The organism is Pseudomonas sp. HD57-3, from assembly GCF_056113135.1.
In genome coordinates, this window is the sequence record NZ_CM148568.1 from 6326844 (window position 1) to 6352233 (window position 25390).

Below are 25390 nucleotides of genomic sequence, written 5' to 3' on the forward strand. Positions count from 1 at the left end.
TCACTCCGACAAAATTACTGGATTATTCCTACTTAATATTTGCTTGCGATTAACCCATTACAAACTATTATTAAGTCGTCACCACGGAGGTGACACTAACTAACCACGAAGCAACAATGAACAAGGAGTTCAATCATGAAAGCAATTACTCTGGAATCCCGCACCCTCGCAAACCTGGCTTTTCTGGTCGCACCTAAAGCCCGTTAAGTAAGGTCGGCGCTGGGTATAGCCGGCTACCCAGCGCCTCTGACAAAGCACCTATCCAGAGCAGCGTGCCCCAACATGCATATAAACCCTTATTTATTCATACTGCCACGAACGCCCGGCCAGATAGTCTGGAACTACAAAGACCATACTCAACATGAACTTGATCTTGAGTACTCCTCCCGATTGGCGCAACTTATTCACAACCCTGATTCATATGACAACAGCAACATAATAGACACACAGTTATTAAATGCCGGAATACTGACTTCTTCAAAAATCTCAGCGTCTGTCTGGGGCTGGGATGAATTGTCCAGGATCTACCATATCGGGACTCGGGATATTCCTTGCGAACACACTCCACGAAACATTCAGGAATGGTCCAGGCAATACCTCGAACACTGCAACACAGTGCTTGCCACCCCACCGCCGGCCGACATTCCTGCAGATACCTGTCCGACCCCACTCATCGCCCTGCCCGAACCGCTGGCACTGAATGACGACAGCCTGTCGAGTTCACTGACCCGGCGAAAGACCTGCCGATCCTTCACCGGCGCCGCCGTGTCGCTGGACGATGTCGGCACCTTGCTCTACCTGTCACTCGGTTACCTGCGAGAACGCGAAGCCGATTGCGACGACAGCATTGCCAACGGACTTGGCGCACGGCGTAGCAGTCCTTCCGGCGGCGGGCTCAATGCCTGCGCGGGGTTCGTGTTTGTACAGAACGTCGACGGACTGGCGCCCGGCGTTTATGCCTACCACCCCGTCGAACACGCCTTGAGCTTCATCAACCCCTTACCCGACACCGAGCCCGGCAATCTGCTGGGGGGCCAGCACTTCATCAATAACCTGCCATTGGGGCTGTTCATCACCGCCCGCTTCGACCGGCTCTGGTGGAAATATCCGCACTCGCGCGCCTATCGAATGGCGTTCGTCGAAGCCGGGCACCTTTCGCAGACGTTTCAATTGGTGGCTACAGCGCTGGGCATGAACACCTGGCTCACGGGCGCGTTTTCCGACGATCAGGTCGAAACGTTGCTGAAGCTCGAGAACAGTGCGGAGCAACCCTTGTTCTTTGTCGGTTGCGGGGAAAGCGACGGTCAGGCGATGTGTCAGGAAATACGCGACCTGCTGCGTGAGGCACAACCATGAGCGCCCTCGCCCCGGAACCGGTCTTTCAGTTCACCCTGAGTGACTGGAACAGCCGCGCCTCGGTTCGCACCAGCCCCCACGATTACCGCTTGCCGGACAACGTGCAGGAACAACTGGAGACCCGGCACTGGTTTCCGCCGGCATTCCTGCCCTATCTGACCCACCCGGTTATTGAGGCAGCGGGCCTCTCGATGCTGCATCGGCTTACGGCCCGGCATCTGGTGCATTTTCTCGACTACACCACCTTGCTCGAACACCGGATCGTCAACCGCGCCGTCGAAACCATCGTGCATGGCGAATTGCCGGTCGAGGTGCCGACGTCGATGAAGACCGCCGCGCTCCAGCTCTACACCGACGAGGGCTATCACGCCCTGTTTTCCAGTCAGGTGGCAGAGCAGATCGCCAGCCTCTACGCCATCACCGGGCGCCCGGTCATGCCCAGACGGATCACCCGGATGAACCTGCTGATTGCCCGCACCGCTCAGGAGCAACGGCCGCTGGCGTGCTTTCTTCTGGGCTTCGTCTCGGAAACCATCATTGCCCGTGAACTGCTGGATGTCTGCCGCGACAGCCTGGTGTCCGGCGTCAACGACATGTTGCGCGATCACCTCACCGACGAAGCGCGCCACAGCCGCTATTTCACCGAGGTGTTCCACTACCTCTGGTTGCACCTGAACCCGCAACAGCGAACGTTCACCGCGACGACCCTGCTCGATATTCTGCAAATCTTCTTCGAAGTGGATGAGCACTGGCTGCGGGAAAGCCTCTGTGGCGCGGGCACTGCAAACACGACGGTGATGGACATTCTCGGCACGATGACATCGACCCAGGCCAGTCGACGGCGGGCACGCGCCGGCAGCCTCGCTACATTGAACGCATTGAAAAAAGCCGGATTTTTTGCCGAACCTCAAAACCAGACATTATTTGCCAGGGCAGGACTGATCGATGGATGACGGACAATCTGTGGTGACTCGACGACAGCGGCGCGGGGCTGTCAGTCTTTTGCTGGCAATGGTGTTGCTCGGCGTCTTTCCACTGGATGTCCTGCTGCCTTCGTTCCCGGCACTGGCCGAACACTTTCGCCGCACCCCGGCGGACATCGCCCTGTCGATCAGCCTGTTCGCGGTCGGGATTGCCTTCGCCCAGTTGCTGATCGGTCCGCTGTCGGATGTGATCGGGCGCAAGGGTTTGCTGCTCGCCGGCATGAGCGTTTCAATGCTCGGCGCCGTCGGGTGCGTGATGACCTCGGACTATTCGCTGTTTCTGATGTTCCGGGTGTTGCAGGCGCTGGGCTGCGGTTGCTTCGTGCTGTCACAGGCGCTGGTGCAGGACCTGTTCGAAGGCGAAGAACGTGACCGCCTACGGATTTTAATGGTCACCGCCGGCGGGATTTTCATCTCGATATCGCCGCTGGCTGGCACCTTTCTTCAGGCGACGCTGGGCTGGCGCGGCAGCTTCTGGGTGTTCATCGCATTATCAGCCGCAGTGCTGCTCAAGGCCTGGCTGTTTCTGGAGAACACCCGACCTACCGCCACTGGCACACGTACGAACTTCCTCACGGCCTATCGACGGGTTCTGGGAGATTTCGACTTCGTCGGCTACTGGCTGATTTCAGCATTTGCCTTCGCCTGCCACTTTTCATTCATCGTGATCTCGCCGCTGATCTTCATGGATCGACTGCAACTGTCCGCTTACGAATTTTCATTGATCCTGCTGATCTACGGTGCGGCTTACGTCACCGGGGGGATCCTCGCCAGCGTGCTGAGCAGGCGTATCAACAGCGGCCAGCAGATAATCGTCGGCCTGAGCCTGATCCTGTTCGCCGGCGTGACCATGCTGTACCTGTCGTCGAACTTTGCACTGGCTGCGGCGACCGTGCTGATCCCGATGCTGATCTGCACCGCCGGCACCACCATTGCCCGGCCGGCGGCCACGTCCCAGGCCATGAGTCTGTTTCCGGAAAACGCCGGCACCTCGGCCTCGGCCGGCAGCACGATCATTTTCATCTGCGGCGGGTTGATCAGTGCCTTGATCAGCCTGAGCCCGACCAACCTTCAATCCACGCTGGGCTATAGCTTCGTGATACTCAGCGGAGTGGCATTGGCGTTGAACGCGCGGATCAGCCGGCGCAACGCTCTGGTGGCGCAACCGGACAGCGATTAATCCTGCCGGTCGTCATCCCGCACGCTTCGTCAGCACTGGAACAACGCTTTGCGCCATTCCCTCCTGACGCCAGCGGTGTAGAATCGCGAGATTCATCGCCATTCATCCCCGGCGGGTTTATGAGCTCAGGCTGAGACCAGCGGCGATCCCGCAACGTCATCGGCAACATCAGGACACACGGCCATTTCTGAGTGTTCCAGACGTCAATAGAAGCTCACTCCCTTTTGATACCTGATTAGCCGCCCGGAGTGCTCCATGCCAGATTACCGCTCGAAAACATCCACCCACGGCCGCAACATGGCCGGCGCCCGCGCACTGTGGCGCGCCACCGGGATGAAAGATGACGACTTCAAGAAGCCGATCATCGCCATTGCCAACTCCTTCACCCAGTTCGTACCGGGCCACGTTCACCTGAAGGACCTGGGCCAACTGGTTGCCCGTGAGATCGAACGCGCTGGCGGCGTTGCAAAAGAATTCAACACCATCGCCGTGGACGACGGCATCGCCATGGGTCACGACGGCATGCTCTATTCGCTGCCGAGCCGCGAGATCATCGCCGACTCCGTCGAGTACATGGTCAACGCCCACTGCGCCGACGCCATCGTCTGCATCTCGAACTGCGACAAGATCACCCCGGGCATGCTGATGGCCGCCCTGCGTCTGAACATCCCGGTGATCTTCGTTTCCGGCGGCCCGATGGAAGCCGGCAAGACCAAACTGGCCAGCCACGGTCTCGACCTCGTCGACGCCATGGTGATCGCCGCCGACTCCAGCGCTTCTGACGAGAAGGTTGCCGAGTACGAGCGCAGCGCCTGCCCGACCTGCGGTTCGTGCTCCGGCATGTTCACCGCCAACTCGATGAACTGCCTGACCGAAGCCCTGGGCCTCGCACTGCCGGGCAACGGTTCGACCCTGGCCACCCACAGCGATCGCGAGCAGTTGTTCCTGCAGGCCGGCCGCACCATCGTCGAGCTGTGCAAACGCTACTACGGTGAGAACGACGAATCGGTACTGCCGCGCAACATCGCCAACTTCAAGGCGTTCGAGAACGCGATGATGCTCGACATCGCCATGGGCGGTTCGACCAACACCATCCTGCACTTGCTGGCTGCTGCCCAGGAAGCCGAGATCGACTTCGACCTGCGCGACATCGACCGCCTGTCGCGCGTCGTGCCGCAGCTGTGCAAGGTCGCGCCGAACATCCAGAAGTACCACATGGAAGACGTGCACCGCGCCGGCGGTATTTTCAGCATCCTCGGTTCGCTGGCCCGTGGCGGCCTGCTGCACACCGACCTGCCGACCGTGCACAGCCGCAGCATGGAAGAAGCCATCGCCAAGTGGGACATCACCCAGACCGACGATGAAGCCGTGCACCATTTCTTCAAGGCAGGCCCGGCCGGCATTCCGACGCAAACCGCGTTCAGCCAGTCGACCCGCTGGGAAACCCTGGACGACGACCGTGAAAACGGCTGCATCCGCAGCTTCGAACACGCCTATTCGAAAGAAGGCGGCCTGGCCGTGCTGTACGGCAACATCGCCCTGGACGGCTGCGTGGTGAAAACCGCCGGCGTCGACGAGTCGATCCACATCTTCGAAGGCAACGCGAAGATCTTCGAAAGCCAGGACAGCGCCGTACGCGGCATCCTCGCCGACGAAGTGAAGGAAGGCGACATCGTCATCATTCGCTACGAAGGTCCGAAAGGCGGTCCGGGCATGCAGGAAATGCTCTACCCGACCTCGTACCTGAAATCCAAAGGCCTGGGCAAAGCCTGCGCCCTGCTGACCGATGGCCGTTTCTCCGGCGGTACTTCCGGTCTGTCCATCGGCCACGCTTCGCCAGAGGCTGCGGCCGGCGGCGCGATCGGTCTGGTGCAGGACGGCGACAAGGTGCTGATCGACATTCCAAACCGCTCGATCAACCTGTTGATCAGCGACGAAGAACTGGAGGCACGCCGGGTCGAGCAGGACAAGAAAGGCTGGAAACCGGTCGAACAGCGTCCACGCAAAGTGACCACCGCCCTCAAAGCCTACGCCCTGCTGGCGACCAGCGCCGACAAGGGTGCCGTGCGCAACAAGGCGATGCTCGACGGGCTGTAAGCGTCAACTCGCAGAAACAAAAATGCCCCGCCAAGTGCGGGGCATTTTTTGCCTTCAGGTTTTGATCGTTCCCACGCTCCCGCGTGGGAATGCCTCAAGGGACGCTCTGCGTCCAGTGACGCGGAGCGTCACGGGCTGCATTCCCACGCGGAGCGTGGGAACGATCATCGCGCTCTGCTCGAGAGCGATCACCGTAGCAATTACTGGATTTCTTCCGGCTTCACGATCACCCAGTTCTTGTCCGCCGTCACCGGCAAACCTTCTTTCGCCTGGGCCGCCGCGTGCTTGGCCATCATGCCCTGGATCTGGGTCATGTACTTGTCCTTGCGGTTGACCCACAAGTGAATGCCGCCCTTGGCCACGTCCACATCGTGGAACAGCATGTAGCCGTCGCTGGTCGGCGTGTCGCCACCCACCAGTACCGGTTTTTTCCACTCGTCGATGTAAGTCAGGATCGCCGCGTGCTTGCCGGCCATCCAGGTCGCCGGGGTCCACAGGTACGGGGTCAACTCGAGGCCGAGGTTGGCTTTCTCGTCATACTTGCCGGCGGTGATCTGCTTGCGCGCGGTGGTCAGTTCGCCGGTCTCGCGGTTCTTCAGCAACGTGGTCACGCCGATCACGTTCTGCGGTTTGACGTTGTAGCCGTACTTCGGATCGGCCGCGACCATGCGCACCAGTTCTTCGGAGGCGGCGGTCATCACGTAGACTTCGATGCCGTTCTCCATCAGTTTGTTGTACAGCTCTTTCTGGCCGGTGAAGATCTTCGGCGGGTTCACATCCAGATTCTTGACCACGTCACCTTCGTAATAAGTCGCCGGCACCGGTTTGCCCGAGGCCATCAGCTCATCGACGTAGCCCTTGAGCTCCTTGAGGGTGAAGCCGGAAAACACCTGCGCAACCCATGGATAGCAGACCATGTCGTCGACTTCGCAGAGGCGGTAGTAGTAGCTGAACAGGCTTTCCTTGTGGTCGGCGGTGTCCTTGAACGGCATCAGTTTCAGGGAGGGGTCGAGCTTGTCGCGGGTGATCAGGCCCTTGTTTTCCATGAACGGCAGCAACGACTCTTCGAGGTCGTAGCGGTAACTGGTGTTGTCCATGTCGAACACCGCGTAGTTACCCTTGTTGGCGTTGGCGGCGATCATCGCGTCCAGCGCCTTGGCCTGATCCGCCGGCCAGTGTTTCAGGTCGGTGGCGAATGCCTGAGTGGCCAGGCCCATCCCCACAGTCAGTGCGACAGCCAGAAATTTCGGTGCAAACTTCATTGGCGCTTCTCCCTGGGTCAAAGAAATCGACGCTAACAAATAAATGTGACAGTCCCCGTCTGTCAGCGACCGTGCACGTCCGTTTCGCGCCAGCTGCATCCCCGAGAGCGACACCCGCTTATTCCAAAAACGACGGACGACCTTTGATTTCGGTATTAAATCATTGGAAATCAAACTGTTAGGCTTGCCGGTTCGCAACAGCCCCGGAAGGTTGTTGGCACAGTCTTTTCTGGAGTCCTCATGAATCTGCCCCTGATTCTCAACTTGCTGGTGTTCCTCGCCCTGCTCTTCGGCCTGGCGCAAACCCGTCACACCTCGTGGAGCCTGGCGAAAAAAGTCCTGCTCGCGCTGGTGCTGGGCGTGGCATTCGGCGTCGCGCTGCACACGATTTACGGTGCCGGCAACCCGGTGCTGAAAGCCTCGATCGGCTGGTTCGATCTGGTCGGCAACGGTTACGTGCAACTGCTGCAAATGATCGTGATCCCGCTGGTGTTCGCCTCGATCCTCAGCGCCGTGGCCCGTCTGCACAACGCCTCATCGCTGGGCAAGATCAGCTTCCTGACCATCGGCACGCTCCTATTCACCACCGCGATTGCGGCGTTGATCGGCATCGGCCTGACCAACCTGTTCGGCCTGACCGCCGAAGGCCTGGTCGCCGGTACGCAGGAAATGGCCCGTCTGCAAACCATTCAGACCGACTACGCCGGCAAGGTCGCCGACCTGAATGTGCCGCAACTGCTGCTGTCGTTCATCCCGCAGAACCCGTTCGCCGACCTGGCGCGGGCCAAGCCGACCTCGATCATCAGCGTGGTGATCTTCGCCGCGTTCCTGGGGGTTGCCGCGCTGCAACTGCTCAAGGATGACGTCGAGAAAGGTCAGAAAGTGATCAACGCCATCGACACCCTGCAAGCCTGGGTGATGCGTCTGGTGCGTCTGGTGATGAAGCTGACCCCGTACGGCGTGCTGGCGCTGATGACCAAAGTGGTCGCCGGTTCCAACCTGCAAGACATCATCAAGCTCGGCAGTTTCGTGGTGGTGTCGTACCTCGGTCTGGGCCTGATGTTCGTGGTACACGGTCTGCTGGTGTCGGCCGCCGGGATCAACCCGCTGCGTTTCTTCCGCAAGATCTGGCCGGTGCTGACCTTCGCGTTCACCAGCCGCTCCAGCGCGGCGAGCATTCCGCTGAGCATCGAAGCGCAGACCCGTCGTCTGGGCATTCCACAATCGGTGGCAAGCTTCGCCGCTTCGTTCGGCGCGACCATCGGCCAGAACGGTTGCGCCGGCCTGTACCCGGCAATGCTGGCGGTGATGGTTGCGCCAACCGTGGGCATCAACCCGTTGGATCCGCTGTGGATCGCGACGCTGGTGGCGATCGTAACCTTGAGTTCGGCCGGTGTGGCGGGCGTGGGGGGCGGTGCGACCTTCGCCGCGCTGATCGTGCTGCCGGCCATGGGCTTGCCGGTTTCGCTGGTGGCGTTGCTGATTTCGGTCGAGCCGCTGATCGACATGGGTCGCACGGCGCTGAACGTGAGCGGTTCGATCACCGCTGGCGCGATTACCAGTCAGGCGATGCAGCAGACCGACAAGGCACTGCTGGATGCCGATGAGCATGCGGAGCTTGCTCAGGCGTAAGTCTTGATACTGATCGTTCCCACGCTCCTGCGTGGGAATGCCTCTAGGGACGCTCCGCGTCCAGTGACGCAGAGCGTCACGGGCTGCATTCCCACGCGGAGCGTGGGAACGATCACAAGCTTGTAGCTATCTTCTTTCCCAGACTTCGAAGTTGTAAGCCGGTTTGTCGCCTTCAGCCGGATTCGGCACGTTCGACACCAGCGTCCACTGGTTCAGATCGAACTCCGGAAACCACGCATCCCCTTCCGGGCTCAGTGCCACGCGAGTCAGATACAAACGATCCGCCTGCGCCAGCCCCTGCGCATACAATTGCGCCCCGCCAATCAGCATCAATTCATCGACGCCCTGCTCTTTCGCCCACGCTTCGGCGCGAACCACGGCGGCTTCCAGCGACGGATAGACTTCCGCGCCTTCCAGCACCAGATCGGTCTGGCGGCTGACCACGATATTCAGACGGCCCGGTAACGGACGACCCAGCGAATCCCAGGTCTTGCGACCCATGATGATCGGCTTGCCGAGCGTCGTGGCCTTGAAGTATTTGAAGTCCCCCGGCAGGTGCCAGGGCATGCTGTTGTCGACGCCGATCACGCGGTTTTCACCGAGGGCTGCGATCAGGCTGAGGGGGAGTGATTTAGTCATGCCGGCGAGGATACCAGAGCCGCCCTTACCCCGATAAGCGCCACAGCGGTTATGCTCACGGCTCAATCAAGCAACGGGATGCCGCGTGACTGAACTGACTTCACTGCAAAACCTCTGGCTCACCGAAACCGTGCGACTGCGCGAAGAACACGCAGGCCCGCTGGACGATCTGGAAGCCAATCGCCTGGCCCGCGCGGCCGGCGGCGATCTGCCGGGACGCATTCAACGCCGCGCCCTGTGGCTGGCCGAGCGCGACGGCCTGACCTCGGCGCTCAAGCACTGGCTGCAAGGCGCACGTCTGGCGCTGGTGCTGCTGGCGATCTTCGCGGTACTGAGCGGCGCTGGCCTGGCTTTCGCCGCACTGGGCCAGACGCCGGTCAATGTGTTCTGGGCCCTGGGCAGTCTGCTCGGGCTGAACCTGATTCTGCTGTTGAGCTGGCTGCTGGGGCTGATCTTCGCTGGCGAACACGGCGCTACACTCGGCCGCTTGTGGCTGTGGCTCAGTGAAAAACTCGCCCGCGATGCCAAGGCGGCGCAACTGGCGCCGGCCCTGCTGTTGATGCTGCAACGCAAGAAGCTCAATCGCTGGGCGCTCGGTACGCTGGTCAATGGCTTGTGGTTGCTGGCAATGGTCAGCGCGCTGGTTTTGCTGCTGACGCTGATGGCGACCCGGCGCTACGGCTTCGTCTGGGAAACCACGATTCTCAGTGCCGACACGTTCATCAACATGACCCAGGCCCTCGGTGCCTTGCCGGCGCTGCTGGGATTCAACGTGCCGACCGTGGACATGATCCGCGCCAGCGGCGACACCGCGCTGAACATCGAAAGCGCCCGTCAGGCCTGGGCGACCTGGCTGGTTGGCGTGCTGGTGGTGTACGGCGTGCTGCCGCGTCTGCTGTTGGCGCTGTTCTGCTTCTGGCGCTGGAACAACGGCAAAGCCGCATTGCGTCTGGACCTCAATCTGCCCGGTTACGCCCAACTGCGCGAACGCCTGATGCCGACCAGCGAACGCCTCGGCATCACCGACCCAGAACCTGCGCAATTGCACCGCATCGAAAGCACCGTCGGCGAACACGCCAGCGACGGGGCGTTGCTGGTGGCAATCGAACTCGACGATCAACACTCATGGCCGCCGACGCTGCCGAAAAACGTCAGCAACGCCGGCATCCTCGATAGTCGCGAATCGCGCAACAAACTGCTCGAACAACTCAGCCGCTTCCCGCCGGCGCGACTCGCGATTGCTTGCGACCCACGGCGTTCACCGGATCGCGGCAGCCTGGCGCTGATCGCCGAGCTGGCGCGCAACGCCGCCGCGACCCGGGTCTGGCTGTTGCAGGCGCCATCGGGGCAGGCGCTGGACGCCGAACGCCTCGGTGACTGGCACGTGGCATTGCAACAGCTGGAGCTGCCGTTCGCCGATTGCGCCCCGTTGAACTGGCTGGAGCACGGACATGACTGATGCCTGGAAAGCCCCGCTGAAACTGGCGGTGGTCGGCCACACCAACGTCGGCAAGACTTCGCTGTTGCGCACCCTGACCCGCGACGTTGGCTTCGGCGAAGTCTCCCATCGCCCGAGCACCACCCGGCATGTCGAAGGCGCGCGCTTGTCGGTGGATGGCGAACCGTTGCTCGACCTCTACGACACGCCCGGTCTGGAAGACGCCATCGCCCTGCTGGATTTTCTGGAACGTCTGGAGCGCCCCGGCGAACGCCTCGACGGCCCGGCACGCCTTGCGCGGTTTCTCGACGGCAGCGAAGCGCGCCAGCGTTTCGAACAGGAAGCTAAAGTCCTGCGGCAACTGCTCGATTCCGATGCCGGCCTGTATGTGATCGATGCCCGTGAACCGGTCTTGGCCAAGTACCGCGATGAACTGGAAGTGTTGGCCAGTTGCGGCAAGCCGTTGCTGCCGGTGCTGAATTTCGTCAGCAGCGCCAACCACCGCGAACCGGACTGGCGTGAAGCACTGGCGCGCCTCGGCCTGCATGCACTGGTGCGTTTCGACAGCGTCGCCCCGCCGGAAGATGGCGAGCGGCGGCTGTATGAAAGCCTCGCGTTGCTGCTGGAAAACGCCCGTCCACAACTTGAACGTCTGATCGCCGATCAACAGTCCCAACGCCTCGCCCGCGAGCAAAGTGCCGCGCGCCTGATCGCCGAATTGCTGATCGACTGCGCCGCGTGCCGACGCAGTGTGGCGAGCAACGCCGAACAGGAACAACAGGCCATCAGCGAACTGCGTAAAGCCGTGCGCCAGCGCGAGCAGAAGTGCGTCGAGGCGCTGCTCAAGCTCTACGCCTTCCGCCCGCAGGACGCCGCCGCCAGTGATCTGCCGCTGCTCGACGGGCGCTGGGGCGATGACCTGTTCAACCCGGAAACCCTCAAGCAACTCGGCGTGCGAGTCGGTGGCGGGATTGCCGCCGGTGCCGCAGCCGGTGCCGGTGTGGATCTGCTGGTGGGCGGCATCACCCTCGGCGCCGCTGCTCTGGCCGGCGCGATTGCTGGCGGCGCCCTGCAAACCGCCCGCAGCTATGGCAACCGCCTGCTCGGCAAGATCAAAGGGCAGAGGGAACTGACGGTCGACGACAACGTGTTGCGCCTGTTGGCACTGCGTCAGCGGCAACTGCTGCAAGCGCTGAATGCCCGAGGCCATGCGGCGATGGATGCCGTTCAGGTGGCGACGCCGCAGGACAAGACCTGGCGCGAAGGCAAGCTGCCAGAGGCGCTGAACAAGGCGCGCGCGCATCCGCAATGGTCTTCGCTGAATCCGCATCCGAAGCTGAATCAGGCGGAGCGGCAGGAGCAGATTGAGTTGTTGGTCGGGAAGGTGCTTGAGCTTTAGATCCGCGCCCTCACCCGGTCGATAACAAAACTTCAGCCTTGCGCTTGAGAACAGACAGATCCATCACCGGCACCGCCTTTTCCTTCGCCAACTCATCCCACTGGCGCATTCGCAGGCTGACGGCGCACAACGGATCCTGCTCGAACGCATCGGCTTCAGCCTCGGTCATCACTCCGCCCTGATACTCCAGGGTGCGGCGGCTGGCTTCGCTCAAGCGGTCGTAATAACCCGACTCCCTGAGCGTCAGATAACGCTTGGCCTGTACGTGATATTCCACCAGTCGTGCCATGCGCTCGCTGAATCCGGCCTTACGCAAATAGTCCGCGCCGAGGCGTTCGTGGCTGACCACGCCGTAACCGCCCATGTTCTCCGCGCCTTCGGCACACAAGTGGCCGATGTCGTGGAAGAACGCGGCAAGCACCACTTCGTCGTCGAAGCCTTCGGCGATGGCCAGTTGCGCCGCCTGGGACATGTGCTCGATCTGCGACACCGGTTCGCCGATGTAGTCGCTGGCGCCGAAGCGCTCATAGAGGCCGAACACCCGATCGATGACTTGCTCGTGACTCACCATCAACGCTCTCCAAAAAGCTGTGCGACATTGCGCTCGGCCATGGCCGGGCCGACGCTCATACCGACGCCGCTGTGCATCAACGCCACACTCAGCCCCGGCGCCGGACGCAGGAACGAAAACGGCCCCGGACCCCGGGAACCATAGACGCCCTGCCAGCGCTCGACCACTTGCACCTTGCAGCCGAGGGTCTGTTCGGCCAGCTCGAGCATCCAGTTGTCGACCTGCTCGGCGTTGAACGGTGATGGATCGCTGCCGTAATGGTGTGAATCACCGATGATCAGTTCGCCATAAGGTGTCGGGCTGATCAGCAGGTGAATGCCGTTTTCCTGCAAGTGCGGTTGCTCGCGCAGGATCTGCGCCTGCACTGCGGCTGCTTCCGGCAGATCGGCAAAGGCGCCGTAATGCACGCAGCTGAGGCCGGTGAGCAAGGCGTGTTGCAAGTTCAGGTCGATCTGCGGCCGGGCACGGAGCATTTGCAGGCAGCAGATTTGCGGGTCGAGGGCGGCAATCGGCTCGGCCAGCAAAGTCTGATAATCGTGGCCGGAGCAGACGATGATCTGTTCGGCGGTGAAGATCCCGGCAGTGCTGTGCAAGCGCCCCGGTTCGACGTCGCGCACCAGCGTCGAGAAGTGAAACTCGACATTGAGCTCGCGGCGCAGGTATTCGATCAGCGCCGGAATCGCTTCCCGGGAATACAGTTGTTGATCGTCCATGCCGTGCAGAGCGGCGCGGTGATGGCTGAACTGGCCGCCGTACAAGTCGCGCAACGCGGCACCACGCAGCAGCTCGACGCGATAGTCGTGCTCCACGGCGCGTCCGGCGCAGAAGGCTTCGAGCAAGTGCTCTTCGGCCTCGGTGCGGGCGAACAGGTACGAGCCGTTGCGCTTGAGTTGCAGGCCGGCGAGCTGCGCCCACTGGCCCCAGATTTCGCGGCTGGCCTTGGCCAGTTCGAGCATCGGGCCCGGTGGCTGGCCGGTAACGAGTGCCTGGCCGAAGTTGCGTACTGACGCGCCAAGTGGCGTGGCGGTGCGTTCGAAAACCATGACCTTGAGACCGCGCCGGGCAGCGGCATAGGCGTGGGACAGGCCCAGGATGCCGGCGCCGACGATCAGCAAGTCTTTGTGTTGTGTCATGTAGCTACCTCAATGATCGTTCCCACGCTCTGCGTGGGAATGAATACCGTGACGCTCTGCGTCACAGAGGACGCGGAGCGTCCTTGGCTGCATTCCCACGCGGAGCGTGGGAACGATCAATGCTCCGTCAGGGAACGATTGGGTGAGAAGATTTACTTGGCAGCGACCTTCTCGGACTTGCCGTCATAGCGCTTGCGCCATTCGGTCAGGATCTCGTCGCGGTTCTTCGAGGCCCAGGCGAAGTCGTTCTTGATCAGGCGCTGCTCGTAGTCGGCCGGCAGTTCGGTCTGCGGCTTGGCGATGCCCGGTTGGGCGAGGACAGCGAAGTTTTCCTTGTACAGATCCATCGCCGGGGCGCTGGCGGAGAAGTCGGCCAGTTTCTTCGCGGCCTCTTCGTGCGGCGTGCCTTTGATCACGGCAGTCGCCTCGATCTCCCAGCCCAGGCCTTCCTTCGGCAGGATGATGTCCAGCGGCGCGCCCTGACGCTTCAGCTGAACGGCCGGGTATTCGAAGGAAATACCGATCGGGAACTCGCCCGCTGCCGCCAGTTTGCAAGGCTTGGAACCGGAGTGAACGTACTGGCCGATGTTCTGGTGCAGACCGTCCATGTAGGCCCAGCCCTGTTTCTCGCCGAAGGTTTGCAGCCAGGCGCTGACGTCGAGGAAGCCAGTGCCGGACGAGGCAGGGTTCGGCATCACGATCTTGCCTTTGTACTCAGGCTTGGTCAGGTCCTGCCAGCTCACCGGTTTGGTCAGGCCCTGTTTCTCGGCCTCGACGGTGTTGAAGCAAATGGTCGCGGCCCAGACGTCCATGCCGACCCAGGCTGGCGGGTTGGCGGCGTCGCGGTAGTTCGCGCCGATCTTGCCCAGATCCTTCGGTGCATAGCTTTGCAGCATGCCCTGTTGATCGAGGATCGCCAGGCTCGACGCCGCCAGGCCCCACACTGCGTCAGCCTGCGGGCGATCCTTTTCGGCCAGCAGTTTGGCGGTGATGATCCCGGTGGAGTCGCGCACCCACTTGATCTCGACGTCCGGGTTGGCCTTTTCGAAGGCCTCTTTGTAGGACTTCAACTGCTCGGCTTCGAGGGCGGTGTACACCGTCAACTCGGTTTTTGCCGCGAAGGCATTCAGGCTGAAAGTCGCGAGCACAGCAGCGGCCAGGGCCATAGGCTTGAACATGATCGTTTTCCTGTCGGTGAGTTGAGGCTGAAGGGATAAGTCGTGGATCAGTGGCCGGGCGCCGTTTGCCGCCAGGCCTGGGAACGGCGCAGCAAGCCGCGCGAAGCCCACGCCAGCAGCAAGGACACGCCCGCCGAGGTGAACAGAATCAGGGTCGACATCGCCGCCGCGCCGCCGACGTTGCCGGCGTCATCCATGTTCAGCACAGCCACCGCCGCGAGGATGGTGTCGGGGCTGTAGAGGAAGATCGCGGCGGACACGGTGGTCATGGCCGAGACAAACAGGTAGCGCACGATGTCCAGCAGCGCCGGCAGGCAGATCGGCACGGTGACCCGCAGGTAGTGCCGGTACAGCGGCGCCTTGAGCGACAGCGCGGCGGCTTCGAATTCGGCGTCGAGCTGACGCAGCGCGGTGGTGGCGGTCATCTGCGCGGTGGTCAAATAGTGAGCAATGGTGCAGACGATCAGTAGGGTCATGGTCCCGTACAACACGTGCAACGGGTTGCCGGTCAGGTTGAAAAAGAAGACGTAACCCAGCCCCAGCACCAGCCCCGGCACCGCCATCGGTACGAAACTGAGCATGCGCAGTGTCAGATTCAGCCCGCGCTGGCTGCGAGTCTTTTCCATCAGGTAGGCGCCAGTGAAAATCAGCACGCTGCCGATCAGCGCCGTGCCCAGCGCCATCTTCAAACTGTTGCCGTAGGCCAGCCAGCCACCGCCGGCGGTCTCGTTGAACTGGTAGTGATTGAGCGACAGCGACAGGTTGTACGGCCAGAACTTCACCAGCGACGAGAACACCGCCATGCCGAACACCAGCAGCAACGCGGCGCTGATCAGCAGGACAACGCTGAGATAAAAGGCGTCGCGTTTCTTCGACGGCGCCGGTTTGAACACCTGGGCGCGGCCGCTCATGGAGTCGCCATGACGGCGACGCAGCCTGGCATCGACGCCGAAGCTGAACAGCGCTGGCAGCAGCAGAACCATGCCGATCAACGCGCCGCGACCGAATTGCTGCTGGCCGACCACCGCTTTGTAGGCTTCCAGCGCCAGCACCTGATAGTCGCCACCGACCACCACCGGCACACCGAAATCGGTGATCGTCAGGGTGAACACCAGACAGAACGCGGCGAACACGGCCTGACGGGTCGCCGGCCAGGTGATGCTGCGGAAGGCTTTCGCCGGACTGGCGCCCATGCTCGACGCGGCGTCGAACAATCGCGCATCCGCCAGCGACAGGGCTGACAGCAAAATCATCAAGGCGTGTGGGAAGGTGTAGATCACCTCACCCAGAACAATCCCCCAGAAACCGTAGATGTTGTCCGACAGCAGCCCGCGCAACATGCCCTGATTGCCGAACAGATAAACCAGCGCGATCCCCGGCAACATCGACGGCGCCATCAGCGGCAGCAGGGAGATCCCGCGCCAGATGCCTTTTGCCGGAATCAACGTGCGCTGCAAGGCGTAGGCAAACAGATAGGCCAGCGGTACGACGATGGCCGCGACGCTGAGGGAGACTTTCAGGCTGTTGCCGAGCAGCCAGTGGAAATTGTCGCTGGTCACCAGCTCCTTGGCGGCGAGCCAGCCACCGCCCTGCCCAGCTTCGCTGCTGAAGCCGCGCCAGAAGATCGCCAGCAACGGCAACAACACCGCCACACCGAGCAAAACCAGCAGCAGGAGTTTGCCGCCGAGGACGAAGATCCGGTCGCCGACCTCGGCCCCGGACACCTGCCGCGCCTGCTTTTGCGGTAGCGGCAGTGCGAGGTTGCTGTTCATCAGGCAAACACCTGCAGGCTGCGTGGCGGCAAGGCGACCATGATCTGCTGGGCGCCGAGGCGTGGCATGGCTTCCGGCGCCAGTTCGGCGAGCAAGGCGTGACCGGGCAGTTGATCGAGCTCGAAGCTCATGCGGCAGCGGTTGCCGAGGAAAGTGATCTCGCGGACCTTGGCCGGGAACAGGTTTTCTTCGTGTACCAGTGGATTGACGTTGATCGCTTCCGGGCGGCAGAACAGCCGGCCCGACGGGCTGTGGACGCTGCCATCGGCAAGGCGCAGGTTCATCCCGCCGACCTTGGCGTGGCTGTCGCTGCTGCGCTGGAACGGCAGCCAGTTGCCCTGACCAACGAACTCGGCCACGAACGGCGTGGCCGGGCGATTGTAGATTTCCTGCGGAGCGGCGTACTGCTCGACCTTGCCGTTGTTCATCACGGCGATGCGGTCGGCCATCAGCATGGCCTCGTCCTGATTGTGGGTGACCATCAGGGTGGTGATGCCGAGGTTGCGTTGCAGCTGGCGCAGCTCGGTGCACAGATGCTCGCGAACCCGGGCGTCGAGGGCCGACATCGGTTCGTCGAGCAGCAACAGCGACGGCGCGGGGGCCAGAGCGCGGGCCAGTGCCACCCGTTGTTGCTGGCCGCCGGACAATTGGCCCGGGTACTTTTTCTCACTGCCGGTGAGGCCGACCAGTTCCAGCATCTGACCGACGCGACGACGCACTTCGTCGCGACCACTGCCGGCGAGGCCGTAGGCAATGTTCGCTTCGGCGGTCAGATTGGGGAACAGCGCGTAGGACTGGAACAGGATGCCGTAATCCCGAGCCTGCGGCGCGAGGTGGGAAACGTCGCGCTCGCCGAGGTACAACTCGCCGCTGTCCTGCTTCTCCAGACCGGCGATGCAACGCAGCAGCGTGGTCTTGCCACACCCCGACGGACCGAGCAGGCACACCAGCTCACCAGCCGCGACATCGAGGGAGACGTTATCCAGCGCGGTGAAGGCGCCGAAGCGCTTCTGCACGCCGCGCACTTTCATCGGTGCGCCGGGGTTGGTCAGGGCAGTTGCGATTGCAGGGTTCATGGACAGGCCTCATCAAGCAGATGAGACGAATCCTAGAGTTGTAATGCGTCGGTCATATGGCAACAAGGCAAAATCGACCGATAGTGGTATTCAGGGATTTGGGTTCACCGCGGATCGCGGATCGTTCCCACGCTCTGCGTGGGAATGCAGCCCGGGACGCTCTGCGTCCCAAGAGCGGACGCAGAGCGTCCAATGAGGCATTCCCACGCAGAGGGTGGGAACGATCATTACGATCAAGCGGGGGACATTTCCTGCGCAAGCCCGAGAAACGCCGCCGGCAACCGGGCGCTCTTGCGCTCCTTGAGGCAGTAGAGGTATTCGGGAATCTGCGGCGCATTCTCCAGGGTCAGCACCCGCAACTGCGGATCGTGCGGCACTTCCTGGCGGGCAATGATGCTGATGCCGATATTGCGCAGCACCGCCTCGCGGATCGATTCGCGGCTGCCGATCTCCAGCAACGGGCCAAAACTGACGCCGGCGCTGGCCAGCAACTCTTCGGTCAGGCGCCGAGTGGTCGAGCCGGATTCACGCATCAGCAAGGTATGCCCCGCCAGCGCGCTAAGCGTCACATGGTCGTGCGCCGCCAGTGGATGATTGCGATGCACCGCCAGCACCAGCGGATCGCTGCCCAGCACCCTGCGGATCAGCCGTGCATCGTCGAGCAATTGCGAGGAGGCCGCGACATCTACCCGGTAATCCTCCAGCGCTTCGAGCACTTGCTGCGAGTTGCCGATTTCCACCGAGACTTCCACCTGCGGCAGGCGTTCGCGAAAAGTCTTCACCAGATCGAGGATGTAATACGGTGCGGTGGCGGCAATGCGCAACGTGCCCTGGACCTGGCCGCTGTTGCGCAGGAAGAATTCGATATCGGCTTCCTGCTGCAACAAGGCTTTGACCATCGGCAACAGCCGCGCACCTTCGTCGCTGACACTCAGGCGCCGGCCGCCACGGTAGAACAGCTCTACCGAATACTGGCTTTCCAGATTGCGGATCTGGGTGGTCACGGTCGGTTGACTGAGGCCGAGCTTTTTCGCCGCCAGCGTGATGCTGCCCAGACGGGCCACCATGTAAAACGCTTTCAGCTCGGCACTCAGCACAACCGTTCCTCTTCCTCTATTTGCGCAACAGGCGCAAACCGTTGAACACCACCAGCAGGCTCACGCCCATGTCGGCAAACACCGCCATCCACATGGTGGCGAGCCCGGCGAAGGTTACCCCAAGAAAGATCGCTTTGATCACCAGCGCCAGCGCGATGTTCTGTTTCAAGATAGTGGCGGTATCGCGCGACAGGCTGATGAAGGCCGGGATCTTGCGCAGATCGTCGTCCATCAGGGCGACATCGGCGGTTTCGATCGCCGTGTCGGTGCCGGCCGCCGCCATCGCAAAACCGATCTCCGCCCGCGCCAGTGCCGGCGCGTCGTTGATGCCGTCGCCGACCATGCCGACCCGACGGCCCTGCGCATACAGTTCTTCGATGGCTTGCAGTTTGTCGGTAGGCAGCAAGTCGCCCTTGGCCTGATCGATCCCGACCTGCGCCGCAATCGCCTGTGCGGTGTGGACGTTGTCGCCGGTGAGCATCAGGGTTTTCACGCCCAGTTCGTGCAGTTGGCGGATCGCCTCGCGACTGGTTTCCTTGACCGTGTCGGCCACGGCGAACAGTGCCAGCGGGCCGGAGCGGTCGAGCAGCAGCACCACGGACTTGCCCTGTTTCTCCAGCGCGAACAGTTTTTCTTCCAGTTGCGGCGAGCACAGGCCCAGTTCTTCCACCAGACGATGGTTGCCCAAGTGGTAGACCTGACCGTTGACCTCGCCTTTTACCCCACGGCCGGCCAGCGCTTCGAAGTTATCCACAACCAGCGCTGCGAACCCCTTATCCACAGCCGCGTTGGCGATGGCCAGCGACACCGGGTGATCGGAGCGCCCGGCCAGCGCGGCGGCAATCGCCGGGGCCGTGGCGTCGGCGGTCGGGTCGAGGGACAGGTAATCGGTCTGCACAGGTTTGCCGTGGGTGATGGTGCCGGTCTTGTCGAGGGCCAGATAGTCGAGCTTGAAACCGCCCTCCAGGTACACGCCGCCCTTGACCAGAATGCCTTTGCGCGCCGCTGCGGCGAGGCCGCTGACGATGGTGACGGGGGTGGAAATCACCAGCGCACACGGGCAAGCGACCACCAGCAACACCAGCGCGCGATAGATCCAGTCGAACCACGCGGCGCCCATGAACAGCGGCGGGATGATCGCCACGGCCAGCGCCAGGACGAAGACCACCGGGGTGTAGATTTTCGAGAACTGATCGACGAAACGCTGGGTCGGCGCTCGCGCGCCTTGCGCCTGTTCCACGGCGTGGATGATCCGCGCCAAGGTGGAATTGTTCGCCGCTGCGGTTACCGCATATTCCAGCGAACCGGCCTGGTTGATGGTGCCGGCGAACACCTTGTCGCCGACGGTTTTCTCAACCGGCAGGCTTTCACCGGTGATCGGCGCCTGATCGATGGTCGAACTGCCGCTGAAGACTTCACCGTCCAGCGCGATGCGCTCGCCGGGTTTCACCCGCACGCGGGCGCCGAGATCGATGCTTTTGACGTCCAGTTCGACCCAGTTACCGTCCGCCTGCAACACCGTGGCTTGCTCCGGCGTCATCTGCATCAGGCCGCTGATAGCGTTGCGTGCGCGGTCCAGCGAGCGCGCTTCGATCAGCTCGGCCACGGTGAACAGGAACATCACCATCGCCGCTTCCGGCCATTGGCCGATCAACACGGCGCCGGTCACGGCGATGCTCATCAGGGCGTTGATGTTGAGGTTGCGGTTCTTCAGGGCGATCCAGCCCTTCTTGTAGGTGGTGAGGCCGCCGCTGAGGATCGAGATCAGCGCGATGATCGCCACCACCCAGGTCGGCGCGGCGCTGGTGAAGTGGATCACTTCGGCGGCCAGCGCACCGATGCCGGACAACGCCAGCGGCCACCAGTGTTTTTTCACCGGCGCCGGCGTTGGCGCGTCGACGCCCGCCTCCAGCGGCTCGGCCTGCATGCCGAGGGATTTGATCGCGTCGATGATCGGTGCGGTGTCCGGCAAGTTGTGAGTCACGCCGAGTACACGGTTGATCAGGTTGAATTCCAGCTGCTGGATCCCGGCCAGTTTGCCGAGCTTGTTCTGGATCAGCGTCTGTTCGGTCGGGCAGTCCATCGCCTCGATGCGGAAGCTGCTCAGCCGGGCGTCGGCGCTTTTTGCCTCGCTCAGTTGCACCAGTGAAGGCGCGGCGGCTTTCGACGAGCAGCAGGCGTCTTCACTCGAATGAGCCGGCGCAGGCGTAACGGTTTTCGACCCGCAGCAGGAATCGCCACCGTGGGAATGTTTATGCACAGGCTGCAGTTTGTGACTGTGATCGTGCCCGTCGCCGGGCTTGTGGGTGTGCAGGGAATCGCTCATTGGTCGCGTCCATGAAGGTGCCTGTTGCCAAGTAAAGACCCTGTAGCCACTATAGGGTCAAGCACCCTTTTGGAGATTGCCGTCATGAAGATCGGAGAACTGGCGAAACAGACCGATTGCGCCGTGGAAACCATCCGCTACTACGAACGTGAAAACCTGCTGCCGGAACCGGCCCGCAGCGACGGCAACTACCGCGTCTACACCCAGGCCCACGCCGAACGCCTGACCTTCATCCGCAACTGCCGCACCCTCGACATGACCCTCGAAGAAATCCGCAGCCTGCTCGCCTTGCGCGACAGCCCGCAGGATCAGTGCGAAAGCGTGAATGCGCTGATCGACGAGCACATTCAGCACGTCAAGGCGCGGATTGACGGGTTATTGGCATTGCAGACGCAACTGCTTGACCTGCGCCAGCGCTGTGGCGAAGGGCCGGAGGCGGATCAGTGCGGGATTTTGCAGAGGCTGGAAGTCAGTGGCGGGGTTGTGGCAACCGAAGTCGAACATTCGCATGTGGGCAGAAGCCACGGCCACTAACGATTGACGCTCGTTCCCATGCTCCGCGTGGGAATGCCGCCATGGACGCTCCGCGTCCAAAGTGACGCGGAGCGTCACGGGATTCATTCCCACGCAGAGCGTGGGAACGATCCTGCCGACTAGACCGCCATCGGCGCGGTCATCGGCGCATGGTGCTCGTAGCCTTCCAGCGAGAAGTCGCTCGGCTCTACCAGCTCCAGCCATTCCGGCTGATAAACACCGGTCTCGGCAAACTCCGGCACGCGGTCCGAAATCTTCAGCTTCGGCATGGCGAACGGCTCGCGCTTGAGCTGTTCGTTGAGCATGTCCAGGTGGTTTTCATAGACGTGGGCATCACCGATGAAATAGGTGAACCAGCGCGGCGTATAGCCAGTCAGGCGACCGATCAGGCTCAGCAGCGCGGCGCCTTCGGTGAGGTTGAACGGCGTGCCTAGGCCCAAGTCGTTGGAGCGGATGTAGAGGGTCAGAGAAATCTCTTTGGTCTCGACATTCGGGTGGAACTGGTACAGCAGATGGCACGGCGGCAGGGCCATTTCATCGAGCTGGGCGCAGTTCCAGCCGTGGAACAGGATGCGCCGGCTGCCCGGGTCCTTGATGATCGTGTCGATGCACTGGCGCACCTGATCGATGGCTTTGTACAAGACCACGTAGGCCTGGCCGTCTTCTTCGCCCTGGGCAATCTGCTTGTAGCCATTGCTCAAGGTTTGTTCGATGGCGGCGGTGTTGCTCAGCGGGATCTGCTTGTACGCCGGCCATTTGCGCCATTGCACGCCGTAGATTTCGCCGAGGTCGTCTTCGCCCTGACGGAACGGGTTGGCCAGCCACTGCGCGTTTTCGTTGGCGTTCTGATCCCAGACCTTGCAGCCCAGCGCACGGAATTCGGCGGCGTTGTTCACGCCACGCAGAAAGCCGCACATCTCGCCGATGGCCGACTTGAAGGCCATCTTGCGGGTGGTGATCGCCGGGAAACCTTCCTGCAGATCGAAGCGCAGCATGGCGCCCGGAAAGCTGATGGTGTTCACGCCGGTACGGTTGGCCTGTTTGGTGCCGTTGTTGATGACGTGCGACACCAGATCGAGATATTGCTTCATGAGTTACCTGTGTCCTTGAGCCCCGGCAGACATCGCCGGGGTTCGAATATTTAAGCTGTCGGTGCAACCGGCGCCGCCGGGGCGCGGTGGTAGGCCAGCCAGATGAGGAACAGCCCGCCGATGATCATCGGTACGCAGAGTACCTGACCCATGGTCAGCCAGTTCCAGGCCAGATAGCCCAGTTGCGCGTCCGGCACGCGGACGAATTCGACGATGAAACGGAAGATGCCATAGAACAGCGCGAACATGCCCGAGACCGCCATGGTTGGTCGCGGTTTGCGCGAGAACAGCCAGAGGATCAGGAACAGCGCCACGCCTTCCAGTGCGAACTGATAAAGCTGCGACGGGTGACGCGGCAGTTGCGCCGGGTCGCTGAACGGCGGGAACACCATGGCCCACGGCACGTCGGTGGCCTTGCCCCACAGCTCGGCGTTGATGAAGTTGCCGATACGTCCGGCGCCCAGACCGATCGGCACCATCGGCGCCACGAAATCCATCAGCTGGAAGAACGACTTGCCGTTACGCTTGCCGAACCACAACGCGGCCAGCATTACGCCGATGAAACCGCCGTGGAACGACATGCCACCCTTCCACACTTCGAAAATCAGCGTCGGGTTGGCGATGTAGGCGCTCAGATCGTAGAACAGCACATAACCCAGACGCCCGCCGACAATCACCCCCATCGACAACCAGAACACCAGGTCGGACAGCTTTTCCTTGGTCCAGGTCGGGTCGAAACGGTTGAGCCGGCGCGATGCCAGCAGCCACGCGCCGCCGATGCCGACCAGGTACATCAGGCCGTACCAGTGGATTTTCAGCGGACCGATGGCCAGGGCCACCGGATCGATCTGCGGGTAAGGCAGCATTGCGACTCCTCGTTAGCATTCAAATCTTCAAAAATTCCCGGGCGACGCTGTCACCTCAGGATTAAGCCAGGATTGCGACCTGCCAAAACAGACGGCTCAGAACAGAAAGCTCAGACCCACGCAAAACAGCAAAGCCGCGAACAGCCGTTTCAGCAACTTCGGCGACAACCTGTGCGCCAGCCGCGCGCCGAGACGGGCGAACACCATGCTGGTCAGCGCAATGCCGAGCAGTGCCGGCAAATACACAAAACCGAGACTATGGGCCGGCAGCAACGGATCATGCCAGCCCAGAATCATGAAACTTATTGCACTGGCCACAGCAATCGGCAGACCGCAGGCCGACGATGTCGCCACGGCCTGCTGCATCGGCACGCTGCGCCAGGTCAGGAACGGCACGGTCAGCGAGCCGCCGCCAATCCCGAAAATCGCCGACGCCCAGCCGATCACACTGCCGGCCACGGTCAGACCGAGTTTGCCCGGCACCGTTCGGCTGGCCTTGGGTTTGACGTCGAGTGCCAACTGCGCCGCGATCACCAGGGCGAACACACCGATGATCTTTTGCAGGTTGGGCCCGGAGATCGCTTCGGCGGTCAGCGCCCCAAAACCGGCGCCGAGCAGAATGCCGACGGTCATCCACTTGAAGATCGACCACCGCACCGCGCCGCGTCGGTGATGCTCGCGCACGGCATTGACCGACGTGAAGATGATCGTCGCCAGGGACGTGCCGACCGCCAGATGGGTCAGGATCGACGGATCGAAGCCCTGCAAGGTGAAACTGAACACCAGCACCGGGACGATGATGATCCCGCCGCCCACCCCGAACAGCCCGGCCAGTACGCCCGCACAGGCGCCCAGCGCCAGATAGAGCAGAAATTCCATGACTGCCTCCCAAGGCGCGTCCCCAAAACCGGAGCGGCATGGTAACGGATGGATACCCTTCGGCTCCACTGGCGATGGATGCACGGACGATGTCTGCGTAGAGTGGGCAAAAAACACACAAGGACCACCTTATGTGCCTGATTGTTTTCGCCTGGCGACCGGGGCATGCCCAGCCGCTGATCGTCGCGGCCAACCGTGACGAGTTCTACGCCCGGCCCAGCCTGCCCCTGGCGCAGTGGCCCGAGTCGCCGCATGTTCATGCCGGCCGGGATCTTGAGGCCGGTGGAACCTGGCTCGGTCTTGGCGCCAACGGTCGTTTTGCGGCGCTGACCAACATCCGCGATCCGCATCAGCCGCCGGCGCGACGCTCTCGGGGCGAGCTGGTGGCAGGGTTTCTGACCGGAAACCTGTCGATCGATGACTATTTGTCCGACGTTGTCGCCCGTTCGCCGGACTATGCCGGCTTCAACCTGCTGCTGGGCAATGCCAACGAGCTGTGGCACTTCAATGCGCGGTCTTCGGAACCGGTGATGCTGCAGCCCGGCGTTTATGGACTGTCCAACGCCGGGCTGGATACGCCGTGGCCGAAACTGCTCAAGGCCAAGGCGGCATTGAGTGCAGTGCTGGATGATCCGCAGCCCGAGCGATTGTTGGCGCTGTTGGGGGATGCGCAAACGGCGCCGTTTGCTGATCTGCCGGACACTGGCGTTGGGCTGGCGACCGAGTCGTTGCTGTCGAGCGTGTTTATTGCCAGCCAGAGCTATGGGACTCGGGCGAGTACGGCGTTGATTGTGCAGGCGGACGGGACACGGCGGATGGTGGAGCGTAGTTTCGGGCCGTATGGCGGGCATCTGGGGGAAGTGGAGATCAACCTATGAAGA

Annotated in this window: 21 protein-coding genes; 9 read left to right on the forward strand and 12 right to left on the reverse strand. The window is 62.1% G+C overall.

Features of this window, described 5'->3' with window-relative positions; translation table 11 throughout:
- Positions 1 to 282 precede the first annotated feature (282 nt).
- The 4 genes from AC0R79_RS28810 to ilvD all read left to right on the forward strand — a co-directional run bounded on the left by AC0R79_RS28810 (position 283) and on the right by ilvD (position 5616).
- A complete protein-coding gene (locus tag AC0R79_RS28810; protein WP_375744320.1) occupies positions 283 to 1356 on the forward strand; it encodes a SagB family peptide dehydrogenase in 1074 nt (357 codons plus the stop codon).
- Entirely contained in the window at positions 1353 to 2309 is a 957-nt protein-coding gene (locus tag AC0R79_RS28815) for a diiron oxygenase (protein WP_474732592.1), read from the forward strand. Before AC0R79_RS28810 ends, AC0R79_RS28815 begins: the two co-directional genes overlap by 4 nt.
- Positions 2302 to 3519 carry a multidrug effflux MFS transporter gene (locus AC0R79_RS28820; protein WP_474732593.1) on the forward strand — a complete coding sequence of 406 codons (1218 nt, stop codon included), beginning with the start codon at positions 2302 to 2304 and terminating at the stop codon, positions 3517 to 3519. Before AC0R79_RS28815 ends, AC0R79_RS28820 begins: the two co-directional genes overlap by 8 nt.
- Positions 3520 to 3774: 255 nt before the next feature.
- Positions 3775 to 5616 (forward strand): dihydroxy-acid dehydratase, encoded by a 1842-nt coding sequence (gene ilvD, locus AC0R79_RS28825; RefSeq protein WP_375744323.1) that lies wholly within the window; start codon positions 3775 to 3777, stop codon positions 5614 to 5616.
- 200 nt (positions 5617 to 5816) lie between these two features.
- On the opposite strand, the gene AC0R79_RS28830 is transcribed toward ilvD, so the two are convergent.
- Positions 5817 to 6878 (reverse strand): HAD family hydrolase, encoded by a 1062-nt coding sequence (locus AC0R79_RS28830; RefSeq protein ID WP_085605918.1) that lies wholly within the window; start codon positions 6876 to 6878, stop codon positions 5817 to 5819.
- 240 nt (positions 6879 to 7118) lie between these two features.
- Between AC0R79_RS28830 and AC0R79_RS28835 the strand changes: the two genes are divergently transcribed.
- The gene (locus AC0R79_RS28835; protein ID WP_007953434.1) at positions 7119 to 8510 is read left to right on the forward strand and encodes an L-cystine transporter; all 1392 of its coding nucleotides are present in this window, start codon (positions 7119 to 7121) and stop codon (positions 8508 to 8510) included.
- A gap of 126 nt (positions 8511 to 8636) precedes the next feature.
- Here AC0R79_RS28835 and AC0R79_RS28840 read toward each other — a convergent pair whose 3' ends face one another.
- Positions 8637 to 9149, reverse strand: coding sequence for a dihydrofolate reductase (locus AC0R79_RS28840; RefSeq protein ID WP_474732594.1), 513 nt, complete (start codon positions 9147 to 9149; stop codon positions 8637 to 8639).
- Between the two features lie 85 nt (positions 9150 to 9234).
- Between AC0R79_RS28840 and AC0R79_RS28845 the strand changes: the two genes are divergently transcribed.
- Both AC0R79_RS28845 and AC0R79_RS28850 read left to right on the forward strand, forming a co-directional pair.
- Positions 9235 to 10608 carry a DUF2868 domain-containing protein gene (locus AC0R79_RS28845; RefSeq protein ID WP_474732595.1) on the forward strand — a complete coding sequence of 458 codons (1374 nt, stop codon included), beginning with the start codon at positions 9235 to 9237 and terminating at the stop codon, positions 10606 to 10608.
- A complete protein-coding gene (locus tag AC0R79_RS28850; RefSeq protein WP_375744327.1) occupies positions 10601 to 11986 on the forward strand; it encodes a GTPase/DUF3482 domain-containing protein in 1386 nt (461 codons plus the stop codon). The genes AC0R79_RS28845 and AC0R79_RS28850 overlap by 8 nt, the downstream gene beginning before the upstream one ends.
- Positions 11987 to 11996: 10 nt before the next feature.
- Here AC0R79_RS28850 and AC0R79_RS28855 read toward each other — a convergent pair whose 3' ends face one another.
- The 7 genes from AC0R79_RS28855 to AC0R79_RS28885 all read right to left on the reverse strand — a co-directional run bounded on the left by AC0R79_RS28855 (position 11997) and on the right by AC0R79_RS28885 (position 21139).
- The gene (locus AC0R79_RS28855; protein WP_474732596.1) at positions 11997 to 12557 is read right to left on the reverse strand and encodes a phosphonate degradation HD-domain oxygenase; all 561 of its coding nucleotides are present in this window, start codon (positions 12555 to 12557) and stop codon (positions 11997 to 11999) included.
- Positions 12557 to 13690 (reverse strand): TIGR03364 family FAD-dependent oxidoreductase, encoded by a 1134-nt coding sequence (locus AC0R79_RS28860; protein WP_474732597.1) that lies wholly within the window; start codon positions 13688 to 13690, stop codon positions 12557 to 12559. The genes AC0R79_RS28855 and AC0R79_RS28860 overlap by 1 nt, the downstream gene beginning before the upstream one ends.
- 152 nt (positions 13691 to 13842) lie before the next feature.
- Positions 13843 to 14868, reverse strand: coding sequence for a putative 2-aminoethylphosphonate ABC transporter substrate-binding protein (locus AC0R79_RS28865; protein WP_064600170.1), 1026 nt, complete (start codon positions 14866 to 14868; stop codon positions 13843 to 13845).
- Between the two features lie 47 nt (positions 14869 to 14915).
- On the reverse strand, positions 14916 to 16640 hold the full coding sequence (locus tag AC0R79_RS28870; protein WP_474732598.1) for a putative 2-aminoethylphosphonate ABC transporter permease subunit: 1725 nt from the start codon (positions 16638 to 16640) through the stop codon (positions 14916 to 14918).
- The gene (locus AC0R79_RS28875) at positions 16640 to 17716 is read right to left on the reverse strand and encodes a putative 2-aminoethylphosphonate ABC transporter ATP-binding protein (RefSeq protein ID WP_474732599.1); all 1077 of its coding nucleotides are present in this window, start codon (positions 17714 to 17716) and stop codon (positions 16640 to 16642) included. The genes AC0R79_RS28870 and AC0R79_RS28875 overlap by 1 nt, the downstream gene beginning before the upstream one ends.
- Before the next feature lie 233 nt (positions 17717 to 17949).
- Positions 17950 to 18813: a LysR family transcriptional regulator gene (locus tag AC0R79_RS28880; RefSeq protein ID WP_474732600.1), complete on the reverse strand. Its 864-nt coding sequence runs from the start codon at positions 18811 to 18813 to the stop codon at positions 17950 to 17952.
- 16 nt (positions 18814 to 18829) lie between these two features.
- On the reverse strand, positions 18830 to 21139 hold the full coding sequence (locus AC0R79_RS28885; RefSeq protein ID WP_474732601.1) for a heavy metal translocating P-type ATPase: 2310 nt from the start codon (positions 21137 to 21139) through the stop codon (positions 18830 to 18832).
- Positions 21140 to 21223: 84 nt separating this feature from the next.
- Between AC0R79_RS28885 and cadR the strand changes: the two genes are divergently transcribed.
- Positions 21224 to 21673 (forward strand): Cd(II)/Pb(II)-responsive transcriptional regulator, encoded by a 450-nt coding sequence (cadR, locus tag AC0R79_RS28890; RefSeq protein WP_064600182.1) that lies wholly within the window; start codon positions 21224 to 21226, stop codon positions 21671 to 21673.
- A 119-nt stretch (positions 21674 to 21792) separates the two neighbouring features.
- Here the strand turns inward: cadR and AC0R79_RS28895 are convergent, their stop codons facing one another.
- The 3 genes from AC0R79_RS28895 to AC0R79_RS28905 form a co-directional block, all read right to left on the reverse strand.
- Positions 21793 to 22764 carry a thymidylate synthase gene (locus AC0R79_RS28895; protein WP_474732602.1) on the reverse strand — a complete coding sequence of 324 codons (972 nt, stop codon included), beginning with the start codon at positions 22762 to 22764 and terminating at the stop codon, positions 21793 to 21795.
- A gap of 50 nt (positions 22765 to 22814) precedes the next feature.
- Positions 22815 to 23630, reverse strand: a complete 816-nt coding sequence (gene lgt, locus AC0R79_RS28900) for a prolipoprotein diacylglyceryl transferase (protein ID WP_007953463.1) — start codon at positions 23628 to 23630, stop codon at positions 22815 to 22817.
- 96 nt (positions 23631 to 23726) lie between these two features.
- Positions 23727 to 24509, reverse strand: a complete 783-nt coding sequence (locus tag AC0R79_RS28905) for a sulfite exporter TauE/SafE family protein (protein WP_127800477.1) — start codon at positions 24507 to 24509, stop codon at positions 23727 to 23729.
- Between the two features lie 131 nt (positions 24510 to 24640).
- Between AC0R79_RS28905 and AC0R79_RS28910 the strand changes: the two genes are divergently transcribed.
- The gene (locus tag AC0R79_RS28910) at positions 24641 to 25387 is read left to right on the forward strand and encodes an NRDE family protein (RefSeq protein WP_127800478.1); all 747 of its coding nucleotides are present in this window, start codon (positions 24641 to 24643) and stop codon (positions 25385 to 25387) included.
- Positions 25388 to 25390 lie beyond the last annotated feature (3 nt).